This window comes from Acidimicrobiales bacterium, assembly GCA_035533095.1.
In the GTDB taxonomy this organism is placed as follows: domain Bacteria; phylum Actinomycetota; class Acidimicrobiia; order Acidimicrobiales; family Palsa-688; genus DATLUM01.
The window spans coordinates 1-20,059 of record DATLUM010000078.1; the positions used below are offsets into that span (position 1 = coordinate 1).

22 protein-coding genes and 2 tRNA genes are annotated in these 20,059 nt (G+C 67.5%); 7 read left to right on the forward strand and 17 right to left on the reverse strand.

Annotated features, from left to right (window positions below; translation table 11 throughout):
• Window positions 1-248: 248 nt before the first annotated feature.
• The 6 genes from VNF71_10315 to VNF71_10340 all read right to left on the reverse strand — a co-directional run bounded on the left by VNF71_10315 (window position 249) and on the right by VNF71_10340 (window position 3,796).
• Window positions 249-1,091, reverse strand: a complete 843-nt coding sequence (locus VNF71_10315; protein ID HVA74944.1) for an alpha/beta hydrolase — start codon at window positions 1,089-1,091, stop codon at window positions 249-251.
• 255 nt (window positions 1,092-1,346) lie between these two features.
• Window positions 1,347-1,796: a hypothetical protein gene (locus VNF71_10320; GenBank protein HVA74945.1), complete on the reverse strand. Its 450-nt coding sequence runs from the start codon at window positions 1,794-1,796 to the stop codon at window positions 1,347-1,349.
• Window positions 1,797-1,906: 110 nt separating this feature from the next.
• Entirely contained in the window at window positions 1,907-2,236 is a 330-nt protein-coding gene (locus tag VNF71_10325; protein HVA74946.1) for a type II toxin-antitoxin system prevent-host-death family antitoxin, read from the reverse strand.
• A gap of 181 nt (window positions 2,237-2,417) precedes the next feature.
• Window positions 2,418-2,492 (reverse strand) — tRNA-Cys (locus VNF71_10330).
• A gap of 160 nt (window positions 2,493-2,652) precedes the next feature.
• Window positions 2,653-3,666, reverse strand: coding sequence for an SEC-C metal-binding domain-containing protein (locus VNF71_10335; protein HVA74947.1), 1,014 nt, complete (start codon window positions 3,664-3,666; stop codon window positions 2,653-2,655).
• On the reverse strand, window positions 3,617-3,796 hold the full coding sequence (locus VNF71_10340; GenBank protein HVA74948.1) for a hypothetical protein: 180 nt from the start codon (window positions 3,794-3,796) through the stop codon (window positions 3,617-3,619). Before VNF71_10340 ends, VNF71_10335 begins: the two co-directional genes overlap by 50 nt.
• 62 nt (window positions 3,797-3,858) lie before the next feature.
• Between VNF71_10340 and VNF71_10345 the strand changes: the two genes are divergently transcribed.
• Window positions 3,859-4,983, forward strand: coding sequence for a plasmid pRiA4b ORF-3 family protein (locus tag VNF71_10345; GenBank protein ID HVA74949.1), 1,125 nt, complete (start codon window positions 3,859-3,861; stop codon window positions 4,981-4,983).
• 18 nt (window positions 4,984-5,001) lie between these two features.
• Here VNF71_10345 and VNF71_10350 read toward each other — a convergent pair whose 3' ends face one another.
• The 11 genes from VNF71_10350 to VNF71_10400 all read right to left on the reverse strand — a co-directional run bounded on the left by VNF71_10350 (window position 5,002) and on the right by VNF71_10400 (window position 13,495).
• Window positions 5,002-5,358: a DUF5615 family PIN-like protein gene (locus VNF71_10350; GenBank protein HVA74950.1), complete on the reverse strand. Its 357-nt coding sequence runs from the start codon at window positions 5,356-5,358 to the stop codon at window positions 5,002-5,004.
• Window positions 5,355-5,744, reverse strand: coding sequence for a hypothetical protein (locus tag VNF71_10355; protein ID HVA74951.1), 390 nt, complete (start codon window positions 5,742-5,744; stop codon window positions 5,355-5,357). Before VNF71_10355 ends, VNF71_10350 begins: the two co-directional genes overlap by 4 nt.
• 689 nt (window positions 5,745-6,433) lie before the next feature.
• A tRNA-Cys gene (locus VNF71_10360) sits at window positions 6,434-6,508 on the reverse strand.
• Window positions 6,509-6,557: 49 nt separating this feature from the next.
• A complete protein-coding gene (locus VNF71_10365; protein ID HVA74952.1) occupies window positions 6,558-7,235 on the reverse strand; it encodes a response regulator transcription factor in 678 nt (225 codons plus the stop codon).
• Window positions 7,232-8,659: a HAMP domain-containing sensor histidine kinase gene (locus VNF71_10370; protein ID HVA74953.1), complete on the reverse strand. Its 1,428-nt coding sequence runs from the start codon at window positions 8,657-8,659 to the stop codon at window positions 7,232-7,234. Before VNF71_10370 ends, VNF71_10365 begins: the two co-directional genes overlap by 4 nt.
• Window positions 8,660-8,786: 127 nt before the next feature.
• A complete protein-coding gene (locus VNF71_10375) occupies window positions 8,787-9,266 on the reverse strand; it encodes a hypothetical protein (protein HVA74954.1) in 480 nt (159 codons plus the stop codon).
• 262 nt (window positions 9,267-9,528) lie between these two features.
• The gene (locus VNF71_10380; GenBank protein ID HVA74955.1) at window positions 9,529-10,857 is read right to left on the reverse strand and encodes an NADH-ubiquinone oxidoreductase-F iron-sulfur binding region domain-containing protein; all 1,329 of its coding nucleotides are present in this window, start codon (window positions 10,855-10,857) and stop codon (window positions 9,529-9,531) included.
• Window positions 10,857-11,513, reverse strand: coding sequence for a ferric reductase-like transmembrane domain-containing protein (locus VNF71_10385; GenBank protein ID HVA74956.1), 657 nt, complete (start codon window positions 11,511-11,513; stop codon window positions 10,857-10,859). The genes VNF71_10380 and VNF71_10385 overlap by 1 nt, the downstream gene beginning before the upstream one ends.
• Window positions 11,510-12,562, reverse strand: coding sequence for an FAD:protein FMN transferase (locus VNF71_10390; GenBank protein ID HVA74957.1), 1,053 nt, complete (start codon window positions 12,560-12,562; stop codon window positions 11,510-11,512). Before VNF71_10390 ends, VNF71_10385 begins: the two co-directional genes overlap by 4 nt.
• Window positions 12,549-13,034 carry a hypothetical protein gene (locus VNF71_10395; GenBank protein HVA74958.1) on the reverse strand — a complete coding sequence of 162 codons (486 nt, stop codon included), beginning with the start codon at window positions 13,032-13,034 and terminating at the stop codon, window positions 12,549-12,551. The genes VNF71_10390 and VNF71_10395 overlap by 14 nt, the downstream gene beginning before the upstream one ends.
• Window positions 13,034-13,495 (reverse strand): hypothetical protein, encoded by a 462-nt coding sequence (locus VNF71_10400; GenBank protein ID HVA74959.1) that lies wholly within the window; start codon window positions 13,493-13,495, stop codon window positions 13,034-13,036. The genes VNF71_10395 and VNF71_10400 overlap by 1 nt, the downstream gene beginning before the upstream one ends.
• A 187-nt stretch (window positions 13,496-13,682) precedes the next feature.
• On the opposite strand from VNF71_10400, the gene cax reads away from it, so the two are divergent.
• From cax to VNF71_10430, 6 genes are read left to right on the forward strand one after another with little or no spacing between them, the layout of a single operon-like run.
• Window positions 13,683-14,777 (forward strand): calcium/proton exchanger, encoded by a 1,095-nt coding sequence (gene cax / locus VNF71_10405; protein ID HVA74960.1) that lies wholly within the window; start codon window positions 13,683-13,685, stop codon window positions 14,775-14,777.
• A 32-nt stretch (window positions 14,778-14,809) separates the two neighbouring features.
• On the forward strand, window positions 14,810-16,978 hold the full coding sequence (gene glgX / locus VNF71_10410; protein ID HVA74961.1) for a glycogen debranching protein GlgX: 2,169 nt from the start codon (window positions 14,810-14,812) through the stop codon (window positions 16,976-16,978).
• 38 nt (window positions 16,979-17,016) lie between these two features.
• A complete protein-coding gene (locus VNF71_10415) occupies window positions 17,017-17,532 on the forward strand; it encodes a transcriptional regulator (protein ID HVA74962.1) in 516 nt (171 codons plus the stop codon).
• Between the two features lie 15 nt (window positions 17,533-17,547).
• Entirely contained in the window at window positions 17,548-18,261 is a 714-nt protein-coding gene (locus VNF71_10420) for an MBL fold metallo-hydrolase (protein HVA74963.1), read from the forward strand.
• Window positions 18,262-18,315: 54 nt separating this feature from the next.
• Entirely contained in the window at window positions 18,316-19,269 is a 954-nt protein-coding gene (locus VNF71_10425; GenBank protein HVA74964.1) for a pirin family protein, read from the forward strand.
• A gap of 49 nt (window positions 19,270-19,318) precedes the next feature.
• On the forward strand, window positions 19,319-20,038 hold the full coding sequence (locus VNF71_10430; GenBank protein HVA74965.1) for a TetR family transcriptional regulator: 720 nt from the start codon (window positions 19,319-19,321) through the stop codon (window positions 20,036-20,038).
• The last annotated feature ends 21 nt before the right edge of the window (window positions 20,039-20,059 follow it).

Consider the following 20,059-nt stretch of genomic DNA (forward strand, 5'->3'; position numbering starts at 1 on the left):
GCAAAGCGCAGTTGGCCTCGGAATGCGATACCCGAGGCAAGTGCGACTATCCCGACGACGATGAGGAGCCAAGCCCACCACGGCATGGCCACGATGGTATGACGCTGGGGGGTAACTCGGTCAGAAGCCCGCGGCGACTCCTCCCCGGCCGGGTCAGACGCTGCTCGGGTCGGAAGTGTCGGGTGTCGCCTTCGGGCCAGATCGATTGCCAGATTCGACGCCACTCGCATCACCCAGGCTTCTCGGTACTACGCCGGCGGAATCGATCGTGCGACAGCAGCATTGAAAATCGCCGCATCCTGGCAGAACAGCACGTGCCCTCCGTTGTCAGACCCGACGAACGTCGCACCAGGGATCTGGCTCGCGACCCAGCGCCCCTGCTCGATGCCTCGCGTGAAGATGTGGGAGTCGGCGGCGAAGACAGTGGTTGGTATCGTGATCGTCGGCAGGACCGTCGTGTGGTCGCGCATCAGGAAGTCCGAGTAGATCGCGACCGCGACCGCAGCGGGCGTCTTCATGCTCTCCGCGAGCATCCACCTCATGTCATCTGCGGGCGCGGCGCCTGACTTGAACATGTTGTTGATGAAGCGCCGTGCGAAGGCCTCGCGATCCGCGCAGACCGATGCGCACGCGATGTTCATCTGGTCGTAGTCGTGGCCCTTCATCGGGTGGGCGTTCCAAGCGCCCGGCGAGAACGGGAACGGCGTCATGTCGACGAGGGCGAGCGCACGGAGGCGATCGGGGCCGTAGTGGCTCCAGTGATCGAGCACGACGGGGCCCGCGAGAGACCAGCCGACGAGCGTCACGCCGTCGAGCTTCAGCGCCTCGATGACGGCACGCACGTCACGCGAATACTGCGGAATGGTGTGGCCGTGCAGGACCTTGCTCGAGTTGCCATGTCCCCGAAGGTCCATCGTGACGACAGTGAAGTCGCGCGAAAGACCTTCCACCTGACGCACCCAGAACCTGCTCGACATCATCCAGCCGTGGACGAAGAGGATGGAGGGACCATCGCCGGTCACTTCGTAGTAGATCAGCGCGCCATCGCTGGTCTCCACGAGTCCGGAGCGGCTCGATGTCGAGACGGCCATCGGGGCCTCCTTCCGAGAGGAACTTTCACTCCTACCATGCCAACTAGCCCAGCATGGCGGACAGGGCCAGATGACCCACTGGAGTTGACCCGGTTTCGCGGACACGGTGTCCACATCAGCGGGTCAACCCCAGCCAGCCGTCAACGACCGCGGCCGCGCCCGATCGACGGATATTTCCTTACGCCCAGGGGTCGGCAGACCGCTGAGGTGCGGACCCTGTCGCGCCGGTCCTTCCCCTCAGAGGCGCTCACTGACCTAGTGAGGTCGCGAGCACCACTCTGTCCAGGCATCGACGGCCTCTTCAAGCGAAAGCGCCTTGACATCGTCCGGCTCCATTCCGACTGTGAGAACGAGCCTCTGAAGAAGCCAGTCAGGTAGCAGTTCGTGACCAGGCGGAGGCGTGGCAACAGTGCTCCCCGCGGCCCGTCGACCAATGCCCTCAACCACAGAGGAGAGCGCGATGGTCTGAGGTTGGCCTGGTGGCATCGCCGCTAGTCGGGCCTTCATTTCCGCATAGACCTCGCCATCGGAACGGACTCCAAGTGCCCATACCTCGGCGATTTCGACGATGGCCTCCCCGGCTTCGTCTTGCCGAACCCGCCAGACGATGCGCCATCCGCGATCGCCGACGACGAGCTTCCACCATCCGATCAGAATGCCGAGCAGTGGCTCCCCGGCATAGGGGTTGCTCTCGAGCAGGATCATCTTCTTGAGCGCCCATTCGACGACGACTGGGGACCGCTCCGCGAGAGTCTGGAGATCCTCTGCTGCGGCTTCGGTGAGTTCGACGTGCGCTGCGGGTCGAGACCCAGCTGTCACTCTGCGACCGTGCGGCCCTCCGCCCGCAGTTGACTCTCAAGCTCTGAGCGAGAGAAACCAAGGGCAGTGATCACCTTGTCCAAAGGCGTCCGTTCGCCGCGATCAGTCGCCACTCGACTAAGGAGGAGGGCCGCGGTTCGGATGTCCTCTTCGAGCGTCCGGAGCTCATTCAGGTGCTCAACGCTGATCACAGCCGCGACGGGGCGGCCATGACGTTCGACGACAGTGTCGGTGCCGCTCTCGCTGTCCTTGAGCAGTCCGGTGACACCCCGGGCGTGCGCCTCTGTGACCGAGAGAACCCGAGTCGGGAAGTCCACAACAGCCATATCAGTAACTGTACAGAAATCTGAACAGGTCTCCCAGTGGTTTTGGTGAGATTCCCCAACTAGCCGTTTGAAAACCTACCTCAGGGGACTGGGGTGGATCCCGCGCCATGAGTGCGCCATGCGGTGCCATCCGGTCGGACCCGAACTGCTCCCACAAGCTGCTGACCTGCGGTTTCTTGCGAGGCGGCGAGCGGAATCGAACCGCTGTACAGGGCTTTGCAGGCCCCTGCAGCGCCATTTTCCGGCCTTCGCCACCCTTGACCGTCAGCGTCCGCAGCCGACCATAAGTGCTGGTCAGCGGCATATTTCTGGGCCGGAGGAGGACGAACGTGGACGGCGCCGGACGGCCTCGGCCGCGGGATTTTCGCGGGATACCGCGGGATTTTCGCGGGATGGAAAGCGGCCCCTCTTGTGGGTCACTCCGGCGCCACTGGGACCGGGCCGCAGCAGGTCTTGTACTTGCGTCCCGAACCGCACCAGCATGGGGCGTTACGCCCCGGTGGCCAAGGGACGGCGTCGCCCCGGCGGGCGATCTCCGCCGCGTAGGAGGAGCGGGCTTCCGCGGTCCCCGGGGCGTCGCCCTCCTCTGCGCCGAAGGCGGTGAGACCGTCGATGGTCATGGGCGACACCCGTATGGGGTGGCCGGCAAGGGTGCGCGCCAGGCGCTTCATCCGCGCCTCGATTCGATGGCTATAGGCGGTGTGGTCGGCCGGCAGCTCGTCGAGGAGGTCGGGCCATGTGGCGGTCGCCTTGTCCCACTCGCCTCGGGGGAACCAGGCCAGCGACACCATCATCGAACTTGGAAGGCGGGATGTGCGCCGGGGCGGGACTAACTCAGGGAGGGCCTCGAAATCGGTGGTGTCCCGGTCCCCTACTTTCAGGATGGCCGGGTCGTAGCCGCAATGCTTGCATCGCCGCTCCTGGAGCGGGGGCGGGTCGCCGCCCCAATAGTGTCTAACTCGACCGGGAGGCGGCTGCCACGCCTCGACGAAGGCTTCGACCCGGTCGTTCAGGCCCGGTTCCGGACTCTCGCCGAGCGCCGTCCTGGCGGCCTCCAGGCCTTCGAGGAGCTGGACCACGACCTGGTCGGGGTCGCCGGTGCGGAGAGCGACGTCGATGCCGTCGCGGAACCACCGGGCCGATTCGCTGTGATCTGGGACCGCGGCGTAGGAGAAGCCCGCTGAGTTGTACAGCCAGACGTCGTCCGGTGTCCTCGCCCGGAGATTGGCGAATAGTGCATCCGCCTCGGCTCGCCTGCCGGCCAGGAGGTGGCACTCGGCGACGTCTGCGTCGGGGTGGGGCTCCGACCGGTAACCCGCCCGCACCGCTTCCTGCTTGGCGGCGATAGCGGCGTCGTAGTCGCCGGCGCGCTTGTGGAGCTCATGGATGTTGTCCCACACCTCGTAGGCGGGCAACCTGGTGGTGGGCACAGGGGTGGTCGAGCAGCTCGTGAAGGCCGGCGATTGCGGTGCCCCAATCCTTGGCCTTCTCGCTTTCCTGCACGCGCTCGTTGATCGCCCGAATCTGCCGGTAGGACTCGTTGAAGCTGATCTCCGGCATGTCCCTCCAGGCTCGTCGGCGTTGCGTCCACGGTAGGCGCGGCAGCCCATAGCGTCTCGGTGATGAGAACCACTCGCCTTCGGGTGACGATGAGCGAGGTGGAGCCGACGGTGGTGCGGGTGCTCGACGTGCCGGCCGGCGTCCTGTTGCCCGAGCTGCACGATCTCCTGCAGGTCGCCATCGGCTGGACCGACTCGCACCTACACCAGTTCGTGGCCGACGGCATCCGTTACGGGATGCCTGACATCGACGGTTTCAACGAATTCGACGACGAGCGGGCCGAGACCGGCGTTTCACTTCGTTCCCTGCCGCGCCGCTTCACCTACCTGTACGACTTCGGCGACGGCTGGGAGCACGACGTGGTGGTGGTCGGCCCTGGAGCTGATCGGGTCGGTGTCGTCGACGGCGAGGGGGCCTGCCCTCCCGAAGACGTCGGCGGACCGCACGGCTACGCGGAGTTCCTGACGGTGCTAGCCAACCCGACAGACCCGGAACACGAGCACATGCGAGGTTGGGCGGCAGCATGGAGGGACACCTTCGACCTCGCGACTGTCGACCTGCTCGTCCAGCAGACAGTCGGTCAGGTGCCGACCCCGGTACAGCTGGTGCTCTCGCTGGTCCCCGGTGGGGTCAAGCTGACACCTGGAGGCCGCCTACCCCGGGTGTTTGTGCGGCAGGTCCAAGAGCAGTTTCCCAAATGGGGCTTCGATGCGCGCCCGGCCTCCATCGAGGAGGACCTGCCGCCGTTGGCAGCCCTACATGACCTCCTACGAAAGGTCGGCCTGCTCCGCCTGCGCAAGGGGGTCCTCGCCCCCACGCGAATCGCCGGCGACGACATGGAAGTGATCCGCCGCCTTCGATCGTGGTTCGGACCGCAGTACGGCTACGAGTCGCTCCTCACAACCGACACCCTCGCATTTCTGGCCGCCGAAGGTCCGTGTAAGCCACAGGATATGGCCGGCCGCCTGCTGGAACTGCTCGGTGGCCGGTGGGTCACCAGCCAGGGCCAGCGCCTCGACGAGGCCCGGCTCCGTAGCGACCTCTATCGCCTCGAGTGCGTCCTCGTCGGCCTGGATCTGATCAACACCTCCAGCGGGAGCTGGGAAGTGGGCCCCTCGGCCCGCTGGTTGCTGCCACGAGCGACAGCTCTCACCTACCTTTGGTCGAAATCCGCCGACCTGGTGTAGCCCTATTCCGGGGTTTGTCTATTCGGCTGGCTGTTCAAGGTAGACGAGGCGGTCGTCGAGCTCCTCGTGCGCGATGGCTCGGACGGCTGCAGCGATCTTGGGGATCCCGCTGGGTCGACGGGAGAACCGCGAGGACAGAGCGATCAATACTCCTGAGTGATGCCCCCCTGCTGTAAGGCGATCGGCGGCGATACGAGCGAAGTCGGCAACGTTCTCGGTGAGCACGACGTAGCCATCCTCGACCGCCGCAGCCAGAACGTCGGAGTCGGACCGTCCGGCCAACCCTCGCTCGGCCACGGTGGAGGCGTTGATGCCACCCGCCCGCAGTGCATCCGCCAGGGCCGGCGGGTACATCTCATCGATCAGGAGCTTCAAATGTTCGAAGCCGCAGCTGTCTCTTGGCGATGCAAGTCGATGCGCGCACCGATCTCGTCTGGGTAAGCGGCTCGGTAGCGCAAGGCGGCGTCGATCTGTGGCCGGCTCAGCGACGATTCTCCAACCAGCACGGCAATCGGATCCGTCTCGTCCGACAGATCCTCAATCCACATCACGACTTCCCACACGTCCGGCCCGCCAACCAGCCCAGCCCGGCGGCCCGTGGGCCCGTCTCGGAAGGTGATCAGTGGGTGCTCGTCGCGCCGGACCCCTTCGTCGGCGTAACGCCGCAGCCGGTCCGACAGGGTCTCTCCAGCGGCACGGGCCCGGACGCGCAGCCGCTGGGCCAGGCTGTCCTCCAAGCGGACCGACACGTTCTCAGACACGTCAACATTGTAGCACAATGCATACACCCACCGGCCAGAGGTCACCGAGGCTTTCCGCGGGCCTCGCGTCACGTAGCGGCGATAGGCAGCGGTTGCGCCACGGCGTTCGGCGTGCGCGCTGTGGGACACCCCGGCTTTGGACGGCCTGGCTTCGGGTGTTCCGGGATCCGTCGATCGGCGCTGCTCCATCGCGGTCACAGGCATGTCGCGAGGAAGACACAGATGATAATCGGCGTGGCATCGCTGATCGCTTGTCAAGGGACAGCGGGTTCTCCTTGTGGGCGGACAGGAGATCTCTTTGCCGGTGGACAGCAGAGTTCCGTGTGGGCGGACAGCTGTCGGAGTCGATCCCGACATGCACCCGCACGACCTTCGTCACCACGCCGCCACCCTCATGGCCCGGATGCCGGGCATCACCACCAAGGAGCTGATGGCCCGGATCGGCCATTCCTCCCCGCGAGCGGCGCTGATCTACCAGCACGCCACGGCGGAGCGCGACCGCCAGGTAGCGGCTTTCCTCGAGGCGCAGATCGACGCGACGACGCCGGCGAAGCCCCGCCTGGTGGCCCTCCCGGACCCCGAAAAGACAGCCCAAAAAATAAATGAGCCGCGGGATTCTCGCGGGATGGACCACCCGGAGCACGATGGAGCGGAGGACCTAAAAGGGCCGCTGACCTGCGGAAACACTCTGGAGGCGGCGAGCGGAATCGAACCGCTGTACAGGGCTTTGCAGGCCCTTGCCTAAGCCACTCGGCCACGCCGCCCGGCATTGCCGCGGGCCAGCATAGGAGACCGCGATGTGCCGGTTAAGTCCTACGGTCTCGAAAGGCGGTAGCCAGCACCTCGAATCGTCTGGATCAACGGTTCCAAGCCGTTGAAGTTGATCTTCCTCCGGAGGTAGCTGACGTAGACGTCCACGACGTTGCTGCCGGGATCGAACGCGAAGTCCCACACGTGGCTGAGGATCCGCGTCCTGCTGAGCACCTGAGTCGGGTTGCGCATGAACAGCTCGAGCAACGCCCACTCCCGCGGGGCCAGCTCGATCCGGCGCCCCGCGCGCCAAGCCAGCTTGGTGTGCAGGTCGAGCCGGAGGTCGCCGACAACCAGTTCGTGGCTCGCTGGTTGGCCGGAACTGCGAACCGCGGCCCGGATCCGGGCCAGGAGCTCCTCGAAGGAGAACGGCTTGGTCACGTAGTCACTGGCACCCATGTCCAGGCCCCTGACCTTGTCCTCCACGCGTCCACGCGCGGTGAGGATGATCACGGGTGGCCGCGGCTCGCGTGTCCGAACGGCTTTGAGGACCTCGTCGCCTGCACCGTCTGGCAGACCAAGGTCGAGCAGCACGACGTCGAACGGCTCCGGATCATTGGTCAGGCCGGCGATTGCGGTCGTCACATCACCTGCAACAGTCGCTCCGTAGCCCTCTGCCGTCAGTCCTTTCGAGAGAAACGACGCGATCCCGGGATCGTCCTCGACGATGAAGACCCTCATACCTCCCACCGATCCGACACCGCTTCGGTGCGCGGTTGCGCGTGGAGCCGCATGGTCACTGCCGTGCCTCCAAGTGGGGAGTCCTCGATGCTGACTCCGCCGCCGTGTGCTGCGCAGACCGCCCCCACGATCGCCAAGCCGAGCCCGGAACCGTCGGTCCCGTTCCGGCTCCGGGCGAACCTGTCGAGGACGCGGGAACGCTCCTCCGGGGCTATGCCGTGTCCCGCATCGTCGACGCGGAAGCTGATCTGAGCACCGGTCATCCCGGCTCGATCCATCTCCGCGGAGAGCCGGATGGCATCACCGGGTCCGGTGGCGTTCACAGCGTTGTCGATCAGGTTGAGAAGGGCACCCCGCACCTCGGTCTCGTCAAAACTGACAACCGCGTCGGGGATCGGTCCGAGCTCCCACGACCGGGGGGCCAATACGGAGGATGCGCCCAGCAGGTCGCCGAGAAAGGCACGAAGATCGACCTCGCGCACGTCGTAGCGCACCGGCTCACGGGCACGTCCGAGCGTCAGGAGCCGGTCGATCAGGTGAGCCATCCGGTCGAGCTCACCGATGGCGGTGTCGACGGTCTCTGACACCACCCGGTCCTGCCCACCGTTGCGGCCGAGAAGCTCCAGGTGTCCGCGGGCGACGGTCAGAGGAGTACGAAGTTGATGGGAGACGTCGGACAGCAGCTCGTGCTGGGCCTGCACCGCTCCCTCGATACGGTCCAGCATGGAATCGAAACTGCGGGCGAGGTCGCCGACCTCGTCCTTGGTGCCCTGATCACCGAGGCGGTTCGCGATCTGATCCCTGCCGATTCGGTCGGCCGTCTCGGCGATCCCACCGATCCTTCGCAGCAGGCGACGCAGGACCAGATACGCGCTCATCACTCCGGCTACCAGGGCGACGGCACCGACAAGGATGGCCAAGCGGGCAGCCGTGTCCACTGCAGGCTTCAACGCGCTGGTGTCCACCGCCGCGACGAAGACGCCGGCGCTCTGATTCCCGATGCGGATCGGGGCGACCAGCACCTCCATCTGCCTGCCGGCAACTTGCCGAGAATGCATCGCGGTCCGGCTCGGAATCGCACCCGTGAGCGACTGGACGCGGGGATCGGACGCGATCGCCGAGCCTCCCGCGTTCGCTACGGCCCAGTAACCCGGGTCCGCTATCTCAATCAGGTCGCCGTTGGCGACAGCGTGGGATCCCAGGTAGCCGGTCGCGAAGGTTCGCAACGACTGAGAGGCGGGTCTCGCCACGGCAGCTTGCTGGAACGCGGTCAGCTCCGCTTCGAGTTGGCGCACCGCAATCTGCTGTATGCCCACGGTCGTGGTGTGCAGGAGGACGGCCAGAAAGCCCGCGAGCACGGCGGCCAGCACCATCGCGTAGAGCGCAGCCAGCCGAGCCGCGGTACCGAACCGGCTGGTGACCACCCGGGTCCTTCGGATCGCGCTCCATGCGCGCGGTAGCACCCGGTCGCGGTTCCTGCTGGCCGCTGGGAGATTTGTGGCCAGTACGGCTTCCGGTGTTTCCGCGGTCACGGGTTCGCGGCTTCCGGTCTCACCCGTCGGTGTGCGCCGTGGTCGTCGTTGTCAGGTCGCCCCCGTAGCCGCCAACCGTCGTCGACGGGGTGGACGCCCGCGGATCGGACCCGCCCGACACCTGGTCGGTTGCATCGCCCCCGTCGGAGGAGTTGTCGCCGCCCGGGTGTGCCACGGGGTACTGGGCGGGCACGGCGGTCGGGGTGATAGCCGCGTTAGAGCTTTCGGGTGGAGACGGTGCAACCGTGGTCGGCGTGTCGACGATCGTCGTGCTCGTCGGTGCCTGTCCCTGCGGCGACGGTCCGCTGTCCGATCCAACCGCCTGGCCCGGTGCCGGCAGGGTGATCGCGGCGGGCAACGACGAATGGACACGGGCGACCGAAAGGTCCGTGGCGACGGCTATCACTATCACGGCCGCCGCCACCGAGAGCACAGGACCGCCCGGACGCAGGCGAAGGCCTCTCCTGGAGGTGTCGGTGACGTGGTGCGGCCCCCTCACGCGCATCATTCTTGCGTCGGGCTCCCACTGGATGGAGTCAGGGCGTCGTCCGCTACCAGCGTGATTGCCTCCTTCGGGCAACACGCGACGGCCCTTCGGGCCTTTCTCACGAGTCTGGGGTCCGCTATCGGCTCTCTCGATACGTTCGCGTAGCCCCAAGGATCCAGCGAGATGCCCTCCGGGAACACCACGCTGCACATGCCCCAGCCGTCGCAACGCGCCGCGTCGAATGTCAGCTTCCATCCTGATTCGCGCCGTTGACTCACGCGGGTGCACCTCGCGTGACCGGCAGCGGGAACGCCCCCGGGCGGCTCGCGGCCGTGCAGCGGCCGCGGCGGTGGAGTTCCGCCTCGGCGGTGAAGACTGCGAGAGCGCTTTCAGCCATTGCGATGGTGGCGTCGGGCAGGCTGCACAACCCACGGCCCGCCACGGAATGCGCGAGGGAGGCGACCCGGCGCTGAGAACGACGGACGCCTCTTCCCCCTCCTGACACCAGTTCCATCTCCTCGGCGACAAGCGGCAGTCCGTACGAGCACGCCCCGCACTGCCCGGCCCTCTGTGCCGCAAGCCAACCCACCAGCCGCGATGCCTCCGCGAGCCCGCAGCGGCCCGGCCCGAGAACGCCGATGAGCCCGCAGCCGATACCCAGGGACCCGTGGCTTCCCCGCCCTGGTTGCACGAGCGTACGGGATGCGCCGACCCGGTCGACCCAAGCACCTCCGTACCCGCCGACGAGGACCGCCTGCCACCGGTAACCGGGTTCGCACAGCGCGTCGACCAGATCGGGAAGACGAACGGGGTGCACCACCTCGAGGACCATTCCCGGATCGGGCACGTCGCCGGCCAGGGTGACCAGCAGCGAACCCGGTGCTGCGGGCGAACCCGCAGTCCTGAACCACGTGTCGCCGAAGCGCGCGAGCAGGCCCACATGGCAAACGGTCTCGGTGTTGCTGACGACGGTCGGGCGGGCGTCGAGCCCGCATTCGGCCGTCGGTCGCGTCCGCGACGCCGGAGCGGCCCGACCACCTCCGAGCCATGAAACGAGGGCGCTCGACTCCCCAGCGATGTACCGGTCGGGCACGACCGCCACGCCGACGGTCGCGCAGTCGTCGCGCTCTTCGATCGCAGCAGCGACCGAGGTCAGCGCGGGTGAGCCCGCATGGACCGCGATCACCACCCGGGTGGCCCCGCAGGCGGCGGCCACAGTCAGTGCACCGTCGATGACGAGATGGGGGCGCAACCGAAGCAGTAGGCGGTCCTTCGCGCTGGCGGGCTCGCTTTCTGTCCCGTTGACCACCACGACCGCCGGTCCCCTGCCCTTCAGGGCCGCCTCGACCTTGCGCGCCAGCGGAAAATGACCACCCCCGCGGCCGGTGAGACCGGACTGCCGGATCATCTGAAGCAGTTCAGGAGCGCGGGGTGGCCAGCGGCGTGTCTCGCCAAGCCGGCCGAGATGGTCTGCGAGCCCCTCACGGGACTCGGGCCCGGCGAGAAGTCGTGCCCCAGGGTCGCCGACTCCCGCGATCCCGGCGATCGACCGCGGGTCAGGCGAGGTCCGCACGGCGTCCAGAGCCGGCGCAACGGGCGTCATCACCCTGCCTCGACTCCTGCTTTCAGGGGCTTGCGGAGCCCCGCGCTCACCGTGGCCGCCCCGACCAGGATCCCGCTCAGGATGTAGAGCCACCGCAGGCTCGCGGTGTCGGAACCGGCGAGCACGCCGTGCACCCACGCGAGAACGAAGGCCGGGTAGGCCAGGCGATGCAGGACCGCCCATCGCGAGCGGATGGGGCGGCGGCCGGCGAGATAGGCGCTAACAGCGACGATCATCACCAGATACATCGCGATGAGACCGAAGGTGACCGCCCCAGGCCGGTAGGTGGCCCCGTCGGGCACGACAAGAGCCTTCCATCCGACTCCGGCATACCGGTCGGCCAGCAACGACCCGACGTGGGCCGCCAGCAGGCTGACCAGCCCCGGTCCCAGCACCACGTGGAACCGGAGCAGGGTTTCGCGCTGAACAGTGACCAGCGCCCGCACGGGACGGCGGAACAGAAGTCCCACGAGCACGATCGCCGTCAACGCGACGAACGCGCCGATGCCCGTGGCGCGGGCGACGATCCAGGGGAACATACGGTTCGACGTGGTGGGTCCCACGCCGGAACCCAGGGCGTAACCGGCGGCCGTGCACAGGCCCACGAAGGCTGCCGTCCCAATAGCGACGGCAGCCTTGCCGAGCGGCCTGCTCATGCGTCGGTCCAGATGACAAACGGCTCGATAGCTGTGCTCATTCCGGTCACCCCGTCGGCACTGACCCACAGAGCCGCCAGGTCGAGGGCGCTCGCCCGGTCCGCGATCGATTCCCGACCGGAGATGAACAGAGACTTGGCCGCGGTCTCGGCCATGACCGGGTCGGCGTCGACGACCGTCACCGCCGCCAGCCCATCGCCTCCCGGCTCACCGGTGCGCGGGTCGATCAGATGGTGGACCGGTCGCTCTCCCCTCTTCCAGCTCCTCACCCTGATCGAGGACGTGGCGACCGCCTTGTCGGAGACCTCCAGAACTGCCACCGGACGCTCGGAGCCCGACGGCGACTCGACCCCGACACGCCAGCCCTGCGCGTCCATCGGTGCGCCCGCCGCGTAGATATCCCCCCCGGCATCGAGGAGGAAGTCCCCCGCAGCCGGACGGATTCGCGCAGCACCTTTGCGGATCGCCATTCCCTTGCCGATGCCGCCGAGGTCGATCCGGGCGCCTCCCAGGTTGATCAACCGGAGTACAGGAACCGCGCGGGGCTGCCAGCCACGGCCGGGGCCGTGGGCAACCGGATCCGGAGCCGGCGGGCACACCCCGGAACCGGTTTGCTCGGCGAGCAGAAGGTGGAAAGACCTGTCGTAGCCGAGCTCGACCAGCCGGTCGTAGATGCGCGGGTCGAACAATCCTCCCGTGCGCCTGTGCGCGGCCATGGCCTCGACAACGACGGAGTAGAGCGGCTCGGGAACCCGATGCCAGCGCCAGGGATCGCGGTTGGCTCGCATCAAGGCGCTGGTTTCGTCGAAGCGGCTGCAGTGGCGTTCGACGGCCCGGAACTCGTCGAACGCCCGCCCGATCGCCACCTCGATTCTCGGGCCGGCTGCCGAGTCCCCGATCGGCCCCAGGACCTGAGCGGTGACGACCGACGCCATCGCCTTGGTGCTGCGACGAATCTCGCGCCGGCGTCCACTCACGCCCTTCGCGTGGACCTCGCTCGGCGAAAGAGCGGCGGTGCGCCGGTAAAGGTCCAGATCAAGGGACTGCATGCGAGGCGCCCGTCGTGGCGTTGGTCGCAGGAGCCGGCGCCGGGGCCAGCACCGGGAGTGCGGGCAACGGGGCGAGCGGAGCCGCGGAAGCTGAACCGCCCGAGCCCGAGACGGGGGTCCCGCCGGCAGCTGCGGATGCGGACGCGTGCGCTTGCGCAACGATCTGCGCCAGGCGACCCTGGAGGGACTGAAGGGCCGCCTCCTCCGCCTGAAGCTGCTTCTGCACGGCGGACAGCTGGGCGGGATTCGTCGTAGGGGTCGGCCGCGCGACGGCGGTGGCGACGGTCTTGACTCCCGGCTGGCCGGCTACCCACGCGATCAGGCCGCCTGTGCCTGCGAGAGTCGTGGTTCCCACCACCAGCCCGGGGACCACGCGGCGCAGCTTCAGCCCCACGGCTTTCCGGCGGCCCGCAGCGAGCCGGTGCGCTGATGCGGCGTCCAGGGGCTCCTTCCATGTGGAGAAGGTGTCCATCAGGAGTCCCGGCTACCGCCGTCACCACCGGACGTCGGGCTCTGGGGCTGGTTCGCGGCTGCCTGCTGCGCGGCGCGGAACTGCTGCTCCTCCGACGCCAGCTGCTTGGCCTCGGTTTCGAGGTTGGCCTGGTAGGCCGCGAGGGAGTTCCGTTCCTGGGCGATCTCCGAGGATTCGGAGTCCAATTGCTGCTTTTCCGCGGCGAGCTGCGACGGCGACGCGCCGGGCGAATACCCGTTGATCTGCGCCTCGAGAGCGTTGATCGTCTTCTGCAGGTTCTGTGCCTCCGCCGTCAGCTGGGCCAGCGAGTCCTCTCCGCCCGCCGCCGAGGAGCTTGTGGAAGCGCTCAGCGTTGCTGTCGCGGGCCGCGAGCCCGACGGTGCCGAAGCCAGCGCCGTCACCGCTCCGACGGCGCTTCCGCCGGCGGCCAGACACCACAACCATCTCTTCAGGGAACTCACGTCGGCTACCTCCCACGGTTCACTTTCGGACGGCAGGAGTATCGGTGTGTTCCCCTAACTCCTCGATGAAGCTGGGATGAGAGTCCTCTCACAAATGAATGGCAGGTCGTTTTCGGTCGCCCCGCGGTCCCCCCTTTTCGTCCATTGGACTACCGGCCGCGCCTCGCGGGCTACCGTCGGCGGGTCCATGCCCGAGGACCTGAAACCCGTCCCGTTCACCCGCAACGAGCGCGTCACGGCCGCCGTAGCGGCAACTCTGTTCGCAGCAGCGGCGATCGTCACGGCCGCGGGCGCAGGGTCGGTAGCACGGTTCGTCACGGCGGGCTTGGCTCTCGCGGCGCTAGCGGCCGTGATCGGGCAGGCGATCGAGCATGTCGGGGAGCGCCTGGGCGCCGGCGCTACAGGGTTGCTCCAGTCGACGCTGGGGAACCTTCCCGAGTTCTTCGTCTCGCTGTTCGCTCTCGACCACGGCTTGATCGGGGTGGTGCAGGCGGCGCTCGTGGGTTCGGTGCTCGGCAACGCGGTGCTGGTGCTGGGCTGCGCTTTCGTGGCGGGAGGCGCGCGGCACGGGACCCAGAAGTTCGACCCGGAGCAGCCGCGGCTGTACTCGTCGTTGCTCTTGCTGGTCGTCGCCGCGCTGCTGGTACCGACGCTCGCCAGCAAGCTGCATACGCCGGCGGCGGCGCACGCAGGGACTCTCTCGGACATCTGCGCGGTCGTGCTGCTTGCGGTCTACCTGCTCAGCATCCCTTTCTGGTTGCGGAGCACCTCCGGGGATCCCGGTGGCGAACGCGGTACATCTGCAGGAGAGGATCGGGGTTCGTGGCCGATTGGCATGTCGGTCGTGGTCCTTGCGCTCGCGAGCGCCGGCGCGGCGGTTGCCTCCGACTGGTTCGTGGAGCCGCTCAAGGCGGCCACCGCGAGCATGGGGATATCGGAGGCGTTCACGGGACTCGTCATCGTCGCCATCGCATCGAACGCGGTGGAGCACGCTGTCGGCGTGCGGTTCGCGTTGAAGGCCAAGCCGGAGTACGCGATCAGCACCATATTGAGCAGTCCCCTGCAGGTGGCCCTTCTGCTGGTCCCCATCCTCGTGCTGGTGAGCCCCGCGTTGGGCTCGGCCCATCTGACGCTGGTCTTTCCTCCCATGCTGGTGGCGGCGCTCGGCATCTCGGCCCTGGTGGTGGCCGTGGTCGTGTACGACGGGGAGTACACCTGGATCGAAGGTGTCGCGCTGGTGGGCTTGTACGGCATCATCGCGGCGTCGTTCTGGTGGGGATGACCTAAAGGCCGCGATGGGTACGGTGTAGCACCGTGCAACCCCCCGTCTCGCCAGGTGATCCATTCCCCCTCGGGGCTACCTTCGACGGGCTCGGCACCAACTTCTCGGTGTTCTCCGCGGTAGCCGAGTCGGTGGAGCTGTGCCTCTTCGAAGACGGCGACGAGGTCTGCTACGTGCTTCCCGAGATCGACGCCTACTGCTGGCATGGCTATGTCGAGGGAATCGAGCCCGGGGTCCGTTACGGGTTCCGGGTCCAGGGTCCCTACGACCCGAAGCAGGGGCTTCGCTGCAACCCGAACAAGCTGCTGCTCGACCCGTACGCCAAAGCGGTCGACGGAAAGGTGAAATGGGGGCAGCCGGTCTACCCCTACAAACTCGGCGGAGACGATCTGACGATGGACACGACGGACTCCGCGCCCGACATGCCCAAAGCGTTCGTCGTCGACCCCGCCTTCGACTGGGGGTTGGACCGTCACCCGAGGACCAGCTGGCCTGACTCGGTGATCTACGAGACCCACGTGAAGGGCCTCACCCTCACCCACCCCGAGATCCCAGAGCACATCCGCGGCACTTACGCCGCAGTGGCACACCCCGTCATGATCGAGCACTTCGTCAAGCTCGGCGTGACCGCGGTCGAGTTGATGCCGGTTCACCAGTTCGTCAACGACGACCGCCTCGTCGACATGGGCCTCTCCAACTATTGGGGCTACAACTCGATCGCCTATCTCGCCCCGCACAACGCCTACGCGTCGCGCGCCGGCCACCGTGTGGTCACCGAGTTCAAGGCGATGGTCAAAGCCCTGCACGCCGCGGGGATCGAGGTGATCCTCGACGTGGTCTACAACCACACCGCCGAAGGAAACCACCTCGGCCCGATGCTCGCGTTCCGGGGTCTCGACAACGCCAGCTACTACCGCCTCGTCGACGGCGATCCCCGCCATTACAGCGACTCGACCGGCACCGGCAACACGCTCAACGTCCGCAACCCTCACGTCCTGCAGCTGCTGATGGACTCGCTGCGCTACTGGGTCCTGGACATGCACGTAGACGGCTTCCGCTTCGACCTCGCGGCCACGCTTGCCCGCCAGTTCCACGAGGTCGACCGGTTGTCGGCCTTCTTCGATCTCATCCAGCAGGACCCCGTCATCAGTCAGGTGAAGCTGATCGCGGAGCCCTGGGACGTCGGCGACGGCGGCTACCAGGTCGGCAATTTCCCGCCTCTGTGGTCGGAGTGGAACGGCAAGTACCGCGACTCCGTTCGCGATTACTGGCGCCAGAGCGGTGCGAACATCGGCGAGCTAGCGGAGCGCCTGACGGGCAGCTCCGACCTGTACGAGGCGACCGGGCGCCGTCCGTTCGCGAGCATCAACTTCGTCACATGCCACGACGGGTTCACGCTGCGAGACCTCGTCTCATACAACGACAAGCACAACGAGGCCAACGGCGAGGACGGCCGCGACGGCACAGACGACAACCGGTCCTGGAACTGCGGGGAGGAGGGACCCACTGATGACCCGGTGGTCGGGGCCCTGCGCCTCCGACAGTGCCGCAGCTTTCTCGCAACCCTTTTGCTGAGCCAAGGTGTCCCGATGCTTCTCGGCGGCGACGAACTCGGACGGACCCAGCGGGGCAACAACAACGCCTATTGCCAGGACAACGAGATCTCCTGGTACGACTGGTCGAACGTCGACCAGGAGCTGCTCGACTGGACCCGGGCGTTGATAGCCCTTCGCCGCCAGCACCCCGTGTTCCGCCGTCGGCGGTTCTTCCAGGGCCGCCCCGTGCGCGGGCGCCGGCCCGACGACAAGCTCCCCGACATCGGCTGGTTCCGCCCCGATGGACAGGAGATGACCGATCAGGACTGGGAGGTCGGTTACGCCAAGTCCCTCGGCGTCTTCCTCAACGGCGGGGCCATTCCCGATCCGGACCCTCATGGCCGGCCGATCGTCGACGACTCCTTCTTCTTGATCTTCAACTCCTGGGAGAACGAGCTCGACTTCAACCTGCCCGAGGCGCGGTGGGCGGCCCAGTGGGAAGTCGTGCTCGACACCGCCGGCCCACCCCCGAGATCCACAGACCAGCCGCCGGCGCGCAGGCCGGCCGGCGGGGTGGTGCGCGTGACCGGGCACCGTCTCGTGGCGCTGAAAGCAGTCCCTACCCTTACGGACAAAATTTCGCCACCCGGAGTGGCGACGCCTTAGACCCTCGGTACGATCTCGCGTCGAGGGAGGTAACCGAAGTGGCAGAAGAGGTTCCCACTTCATACGCGAGAGCGGTTGGGGAGCGGCTGCGGAATCTTCGGCGGCAGCAGAGGTTGTCGTTGCTCGCGGTGGAGGAGGCGTCGGGACGTGAGTTCAAGGCGTCCGTGCTCGGGGCATACGAGCGCGGTGAACGGATCATCTCGGTCCTCCGGTTGCAGCGCCTCGCCCAACTCTACGGCGTTCCGGTCGACCAGCTCCTCCCCCGTGCTCCCGCCGGCGGAGCGCTCGCGGGCGCCAACGGGTCGGCGGCTCAAAACGGCTCGGGGGCGGCGGACACCCCGCTCACGATCGACCTGGTCCGCCTCGGCGGGCTAGACGCCCCGGAGAAGGACATCCTCCGCCGCTATATCTCCATGATCCAGATTCAGCGCGGCGACTTCAACGGTCGGGTCATCACGATCCGCCTGGAGGATCTCCGCGCGCTCGCCCGGGTTTTCGAGCTCGACGAGCCGGGCATGCGCACGCGCCTTCGGGAGCTGCAACTCCTGGGCTAGCCGTACGATGCTCACGTGAACGACGGGCTCTACTTCCGCCAACTCCTCTCGGGACGTGACTTCGCCGCCGGCGACCAGGTCGCGACCCAGATGGTCAACTTCTCTTACCTGGTCGGCGACCGCGAGAGCGGCGAGGCGCTGCTGGTGGACCCGGCGTATGGGGTGGAGGAACTGCTCGACGCGGCGGCGGCCGACGGGATGCGCGTGACCGGGGTGCTCGTCACGCACCACCACCCAGACCACGTCGGCGGGACGATGATGGGATACACAATCGAGGGTCTGGCGAAGCTGCTCGAAATCCAGGCGGTGCCGGTCCACGCAAACCGCCACGAGGCGGGCCTGGTCGCGAAGGTCACCGGGCTGCAGCTGACCGACGTCATCGCTCACGACAGCGGCGACAAGGTCTGCGCCGGCAAGGTCGAGGTCGAGCTGCTGCACACGCCGGGACACACCCCTGGGAGCCAGTGCTTCCTCGTCGACGGGAGGCTGGTCGCCGGCGACACCCTGTTCCTCGAGGGCTGTGGGCGGACCGACCTGCCCGGAAGCGACGCCGGCGCAATGTACGAGAGCCTTCAGAAGCTGGCTTCACTGCCGCCGTCGACGGTGGTCTACCCGGGCCACCGCTACTCGGTGGCGTCCACCGCGACGATGGAGGCGGTCAAGGAAATGAACATGGTCTTCAAGCCGCCCACCAGGCAGGCGTGGCTGGCCGCTTTCGCCGGCGCCTAGCGGAATAGTTGCGGTAGCAATCATGTTGGACCATCGCGACGCAAGGAGGTCCGCATGCCCGCAGTAACCGTCGAAAACCTACTCTCCCTACCGAAGGTCCCCGCCCCCGCCGGGCACCCGAGGCCGGTCGTGTCCGTCACCACGGCGCCGGCGGGGTTCGAGGGCGAGGGGTTCCCCGTCCGCAGGGCATTCGCCGGCGTGCCGCTGGGCGCGCTCGACCCGTTCGTGCACATGGACCAGATGGGCGAGGTCGACTACGGGCCGGGCGAGCCGAAGGGGACGGCGTGGCACCCCCACCGCGGGTTCGAGACCGTCACCTACATGATCGACGGCATCTTCGAGCATCAGGACTCCACCGGTGGTGGCGGCGTCATCACCAACGGGGACACGCAGTGGATGACCGCCGGATCCGGCATCCTCCACATCGAACGGCCCCCAGAATCCCTCGTCATGAGCGGCGGGCTATTCCACGGCATCCAGCTGTGGGTCAACCTTCCCTCGACGGACAAGTGGGTGGACCCCCGCTACCAGGACATCGGCCGCGACCATGTGACCCTGCTCTCCTCGCAGGACGGCGGGACGCTGGTGCGGGTCATCGCCGGCGGGATCGGCGAGCACGCCGGCCCGGGGGCGACGCACACGCCGATCACGATGGTCCACGCGACCGTCGCCGCCGGCGCCCGGCTGGACCTGCCGTGGGACCCCGCGTCCAACGCGCTCGTGTACGTGCTGGCGGGCAACGGCACCGTCGGGTCGGGCCAGCGACCGATCGAGTCCGGCCAGCTGGCGGTCCTCGGCGCCGGCGGCAGCATCGTCCTGAGCGGCGGGAACCGCCAGGATTCCCGGTCGGAGAGCTTCGAGGTGCTGATCCTGGGGGGCCGCCCGATCGGCGAGCCGGTGGCCCAGTACGGGCCGTTCGTGATGAACACCCGGGAGGAGCTGGTGCAGGCGTTCGAGGACTTCCAGAAGGGCCGCATGGGGGCCATCCCGGCCCAGCGGTCGAGCTGACGCGGCCCATCACTGGGCAGAATCGGAAAAAGAGGGCACACTGGTGCACGTGAACGCCCCAGCTCGCGGAACACGGATGTCGTTGTCGGAGCTGGTTCAACGCAGCGGTGTGCCCGCCAGCACCATCCACCACTACCGGCGGGCTGGGATGATCCCGCCCCCGGTACGCGAGGCGGCGAACCGTTTCGCGTACGACTCGCGCCATCTCGAGGCTCTTCTCCAGATCCGCTCGCACAGCTCGGACCCGGACTGCCGGGAACGGATCGTCGACGCTGCCATTCACGCCTTCCGGACACGCAGCTACAACGAGGTGACCGTCAGCGACATAGCGGAGGCGTCACACCTGGCGAAGGGCAGCGTCTACCGCTATTTCGAGTCGAAAGAGGACTTGCTCACCGCGGCGATCGAGAAGCTCCTGGAGCAGACCGCCGAACGATTCGAAGCGACTGTGCAGTCTCTCGGGGGGGCCGAAGGCCTCACCTCCGACCCCGGGAAGGCGGCGCTGGTGTTCGGCCATCTGCTGGTCGACGTTCTGCCGATCCTCCTGGAGCTGGGAGCGCGGGCGGCCAAGGGGCACGAGCCGAGCGCGGATCTCGCCCGCAAGGTCTTGCGAACCCTCGCCGAGACCGGGGGGCGGCCTTTCGTAAACGACGGAGACCAGGAGAGCGCGATCTCCGCCGGCCTCGGCGTGATCGAGCGAGCTTTCGCCACGGTGCTCTCGTGGGCGGTCGGCCCGGATTGGCCACCCGACAACGGGCTCGCCACCTGAAGAGGTTCGCAGAACCTCTTC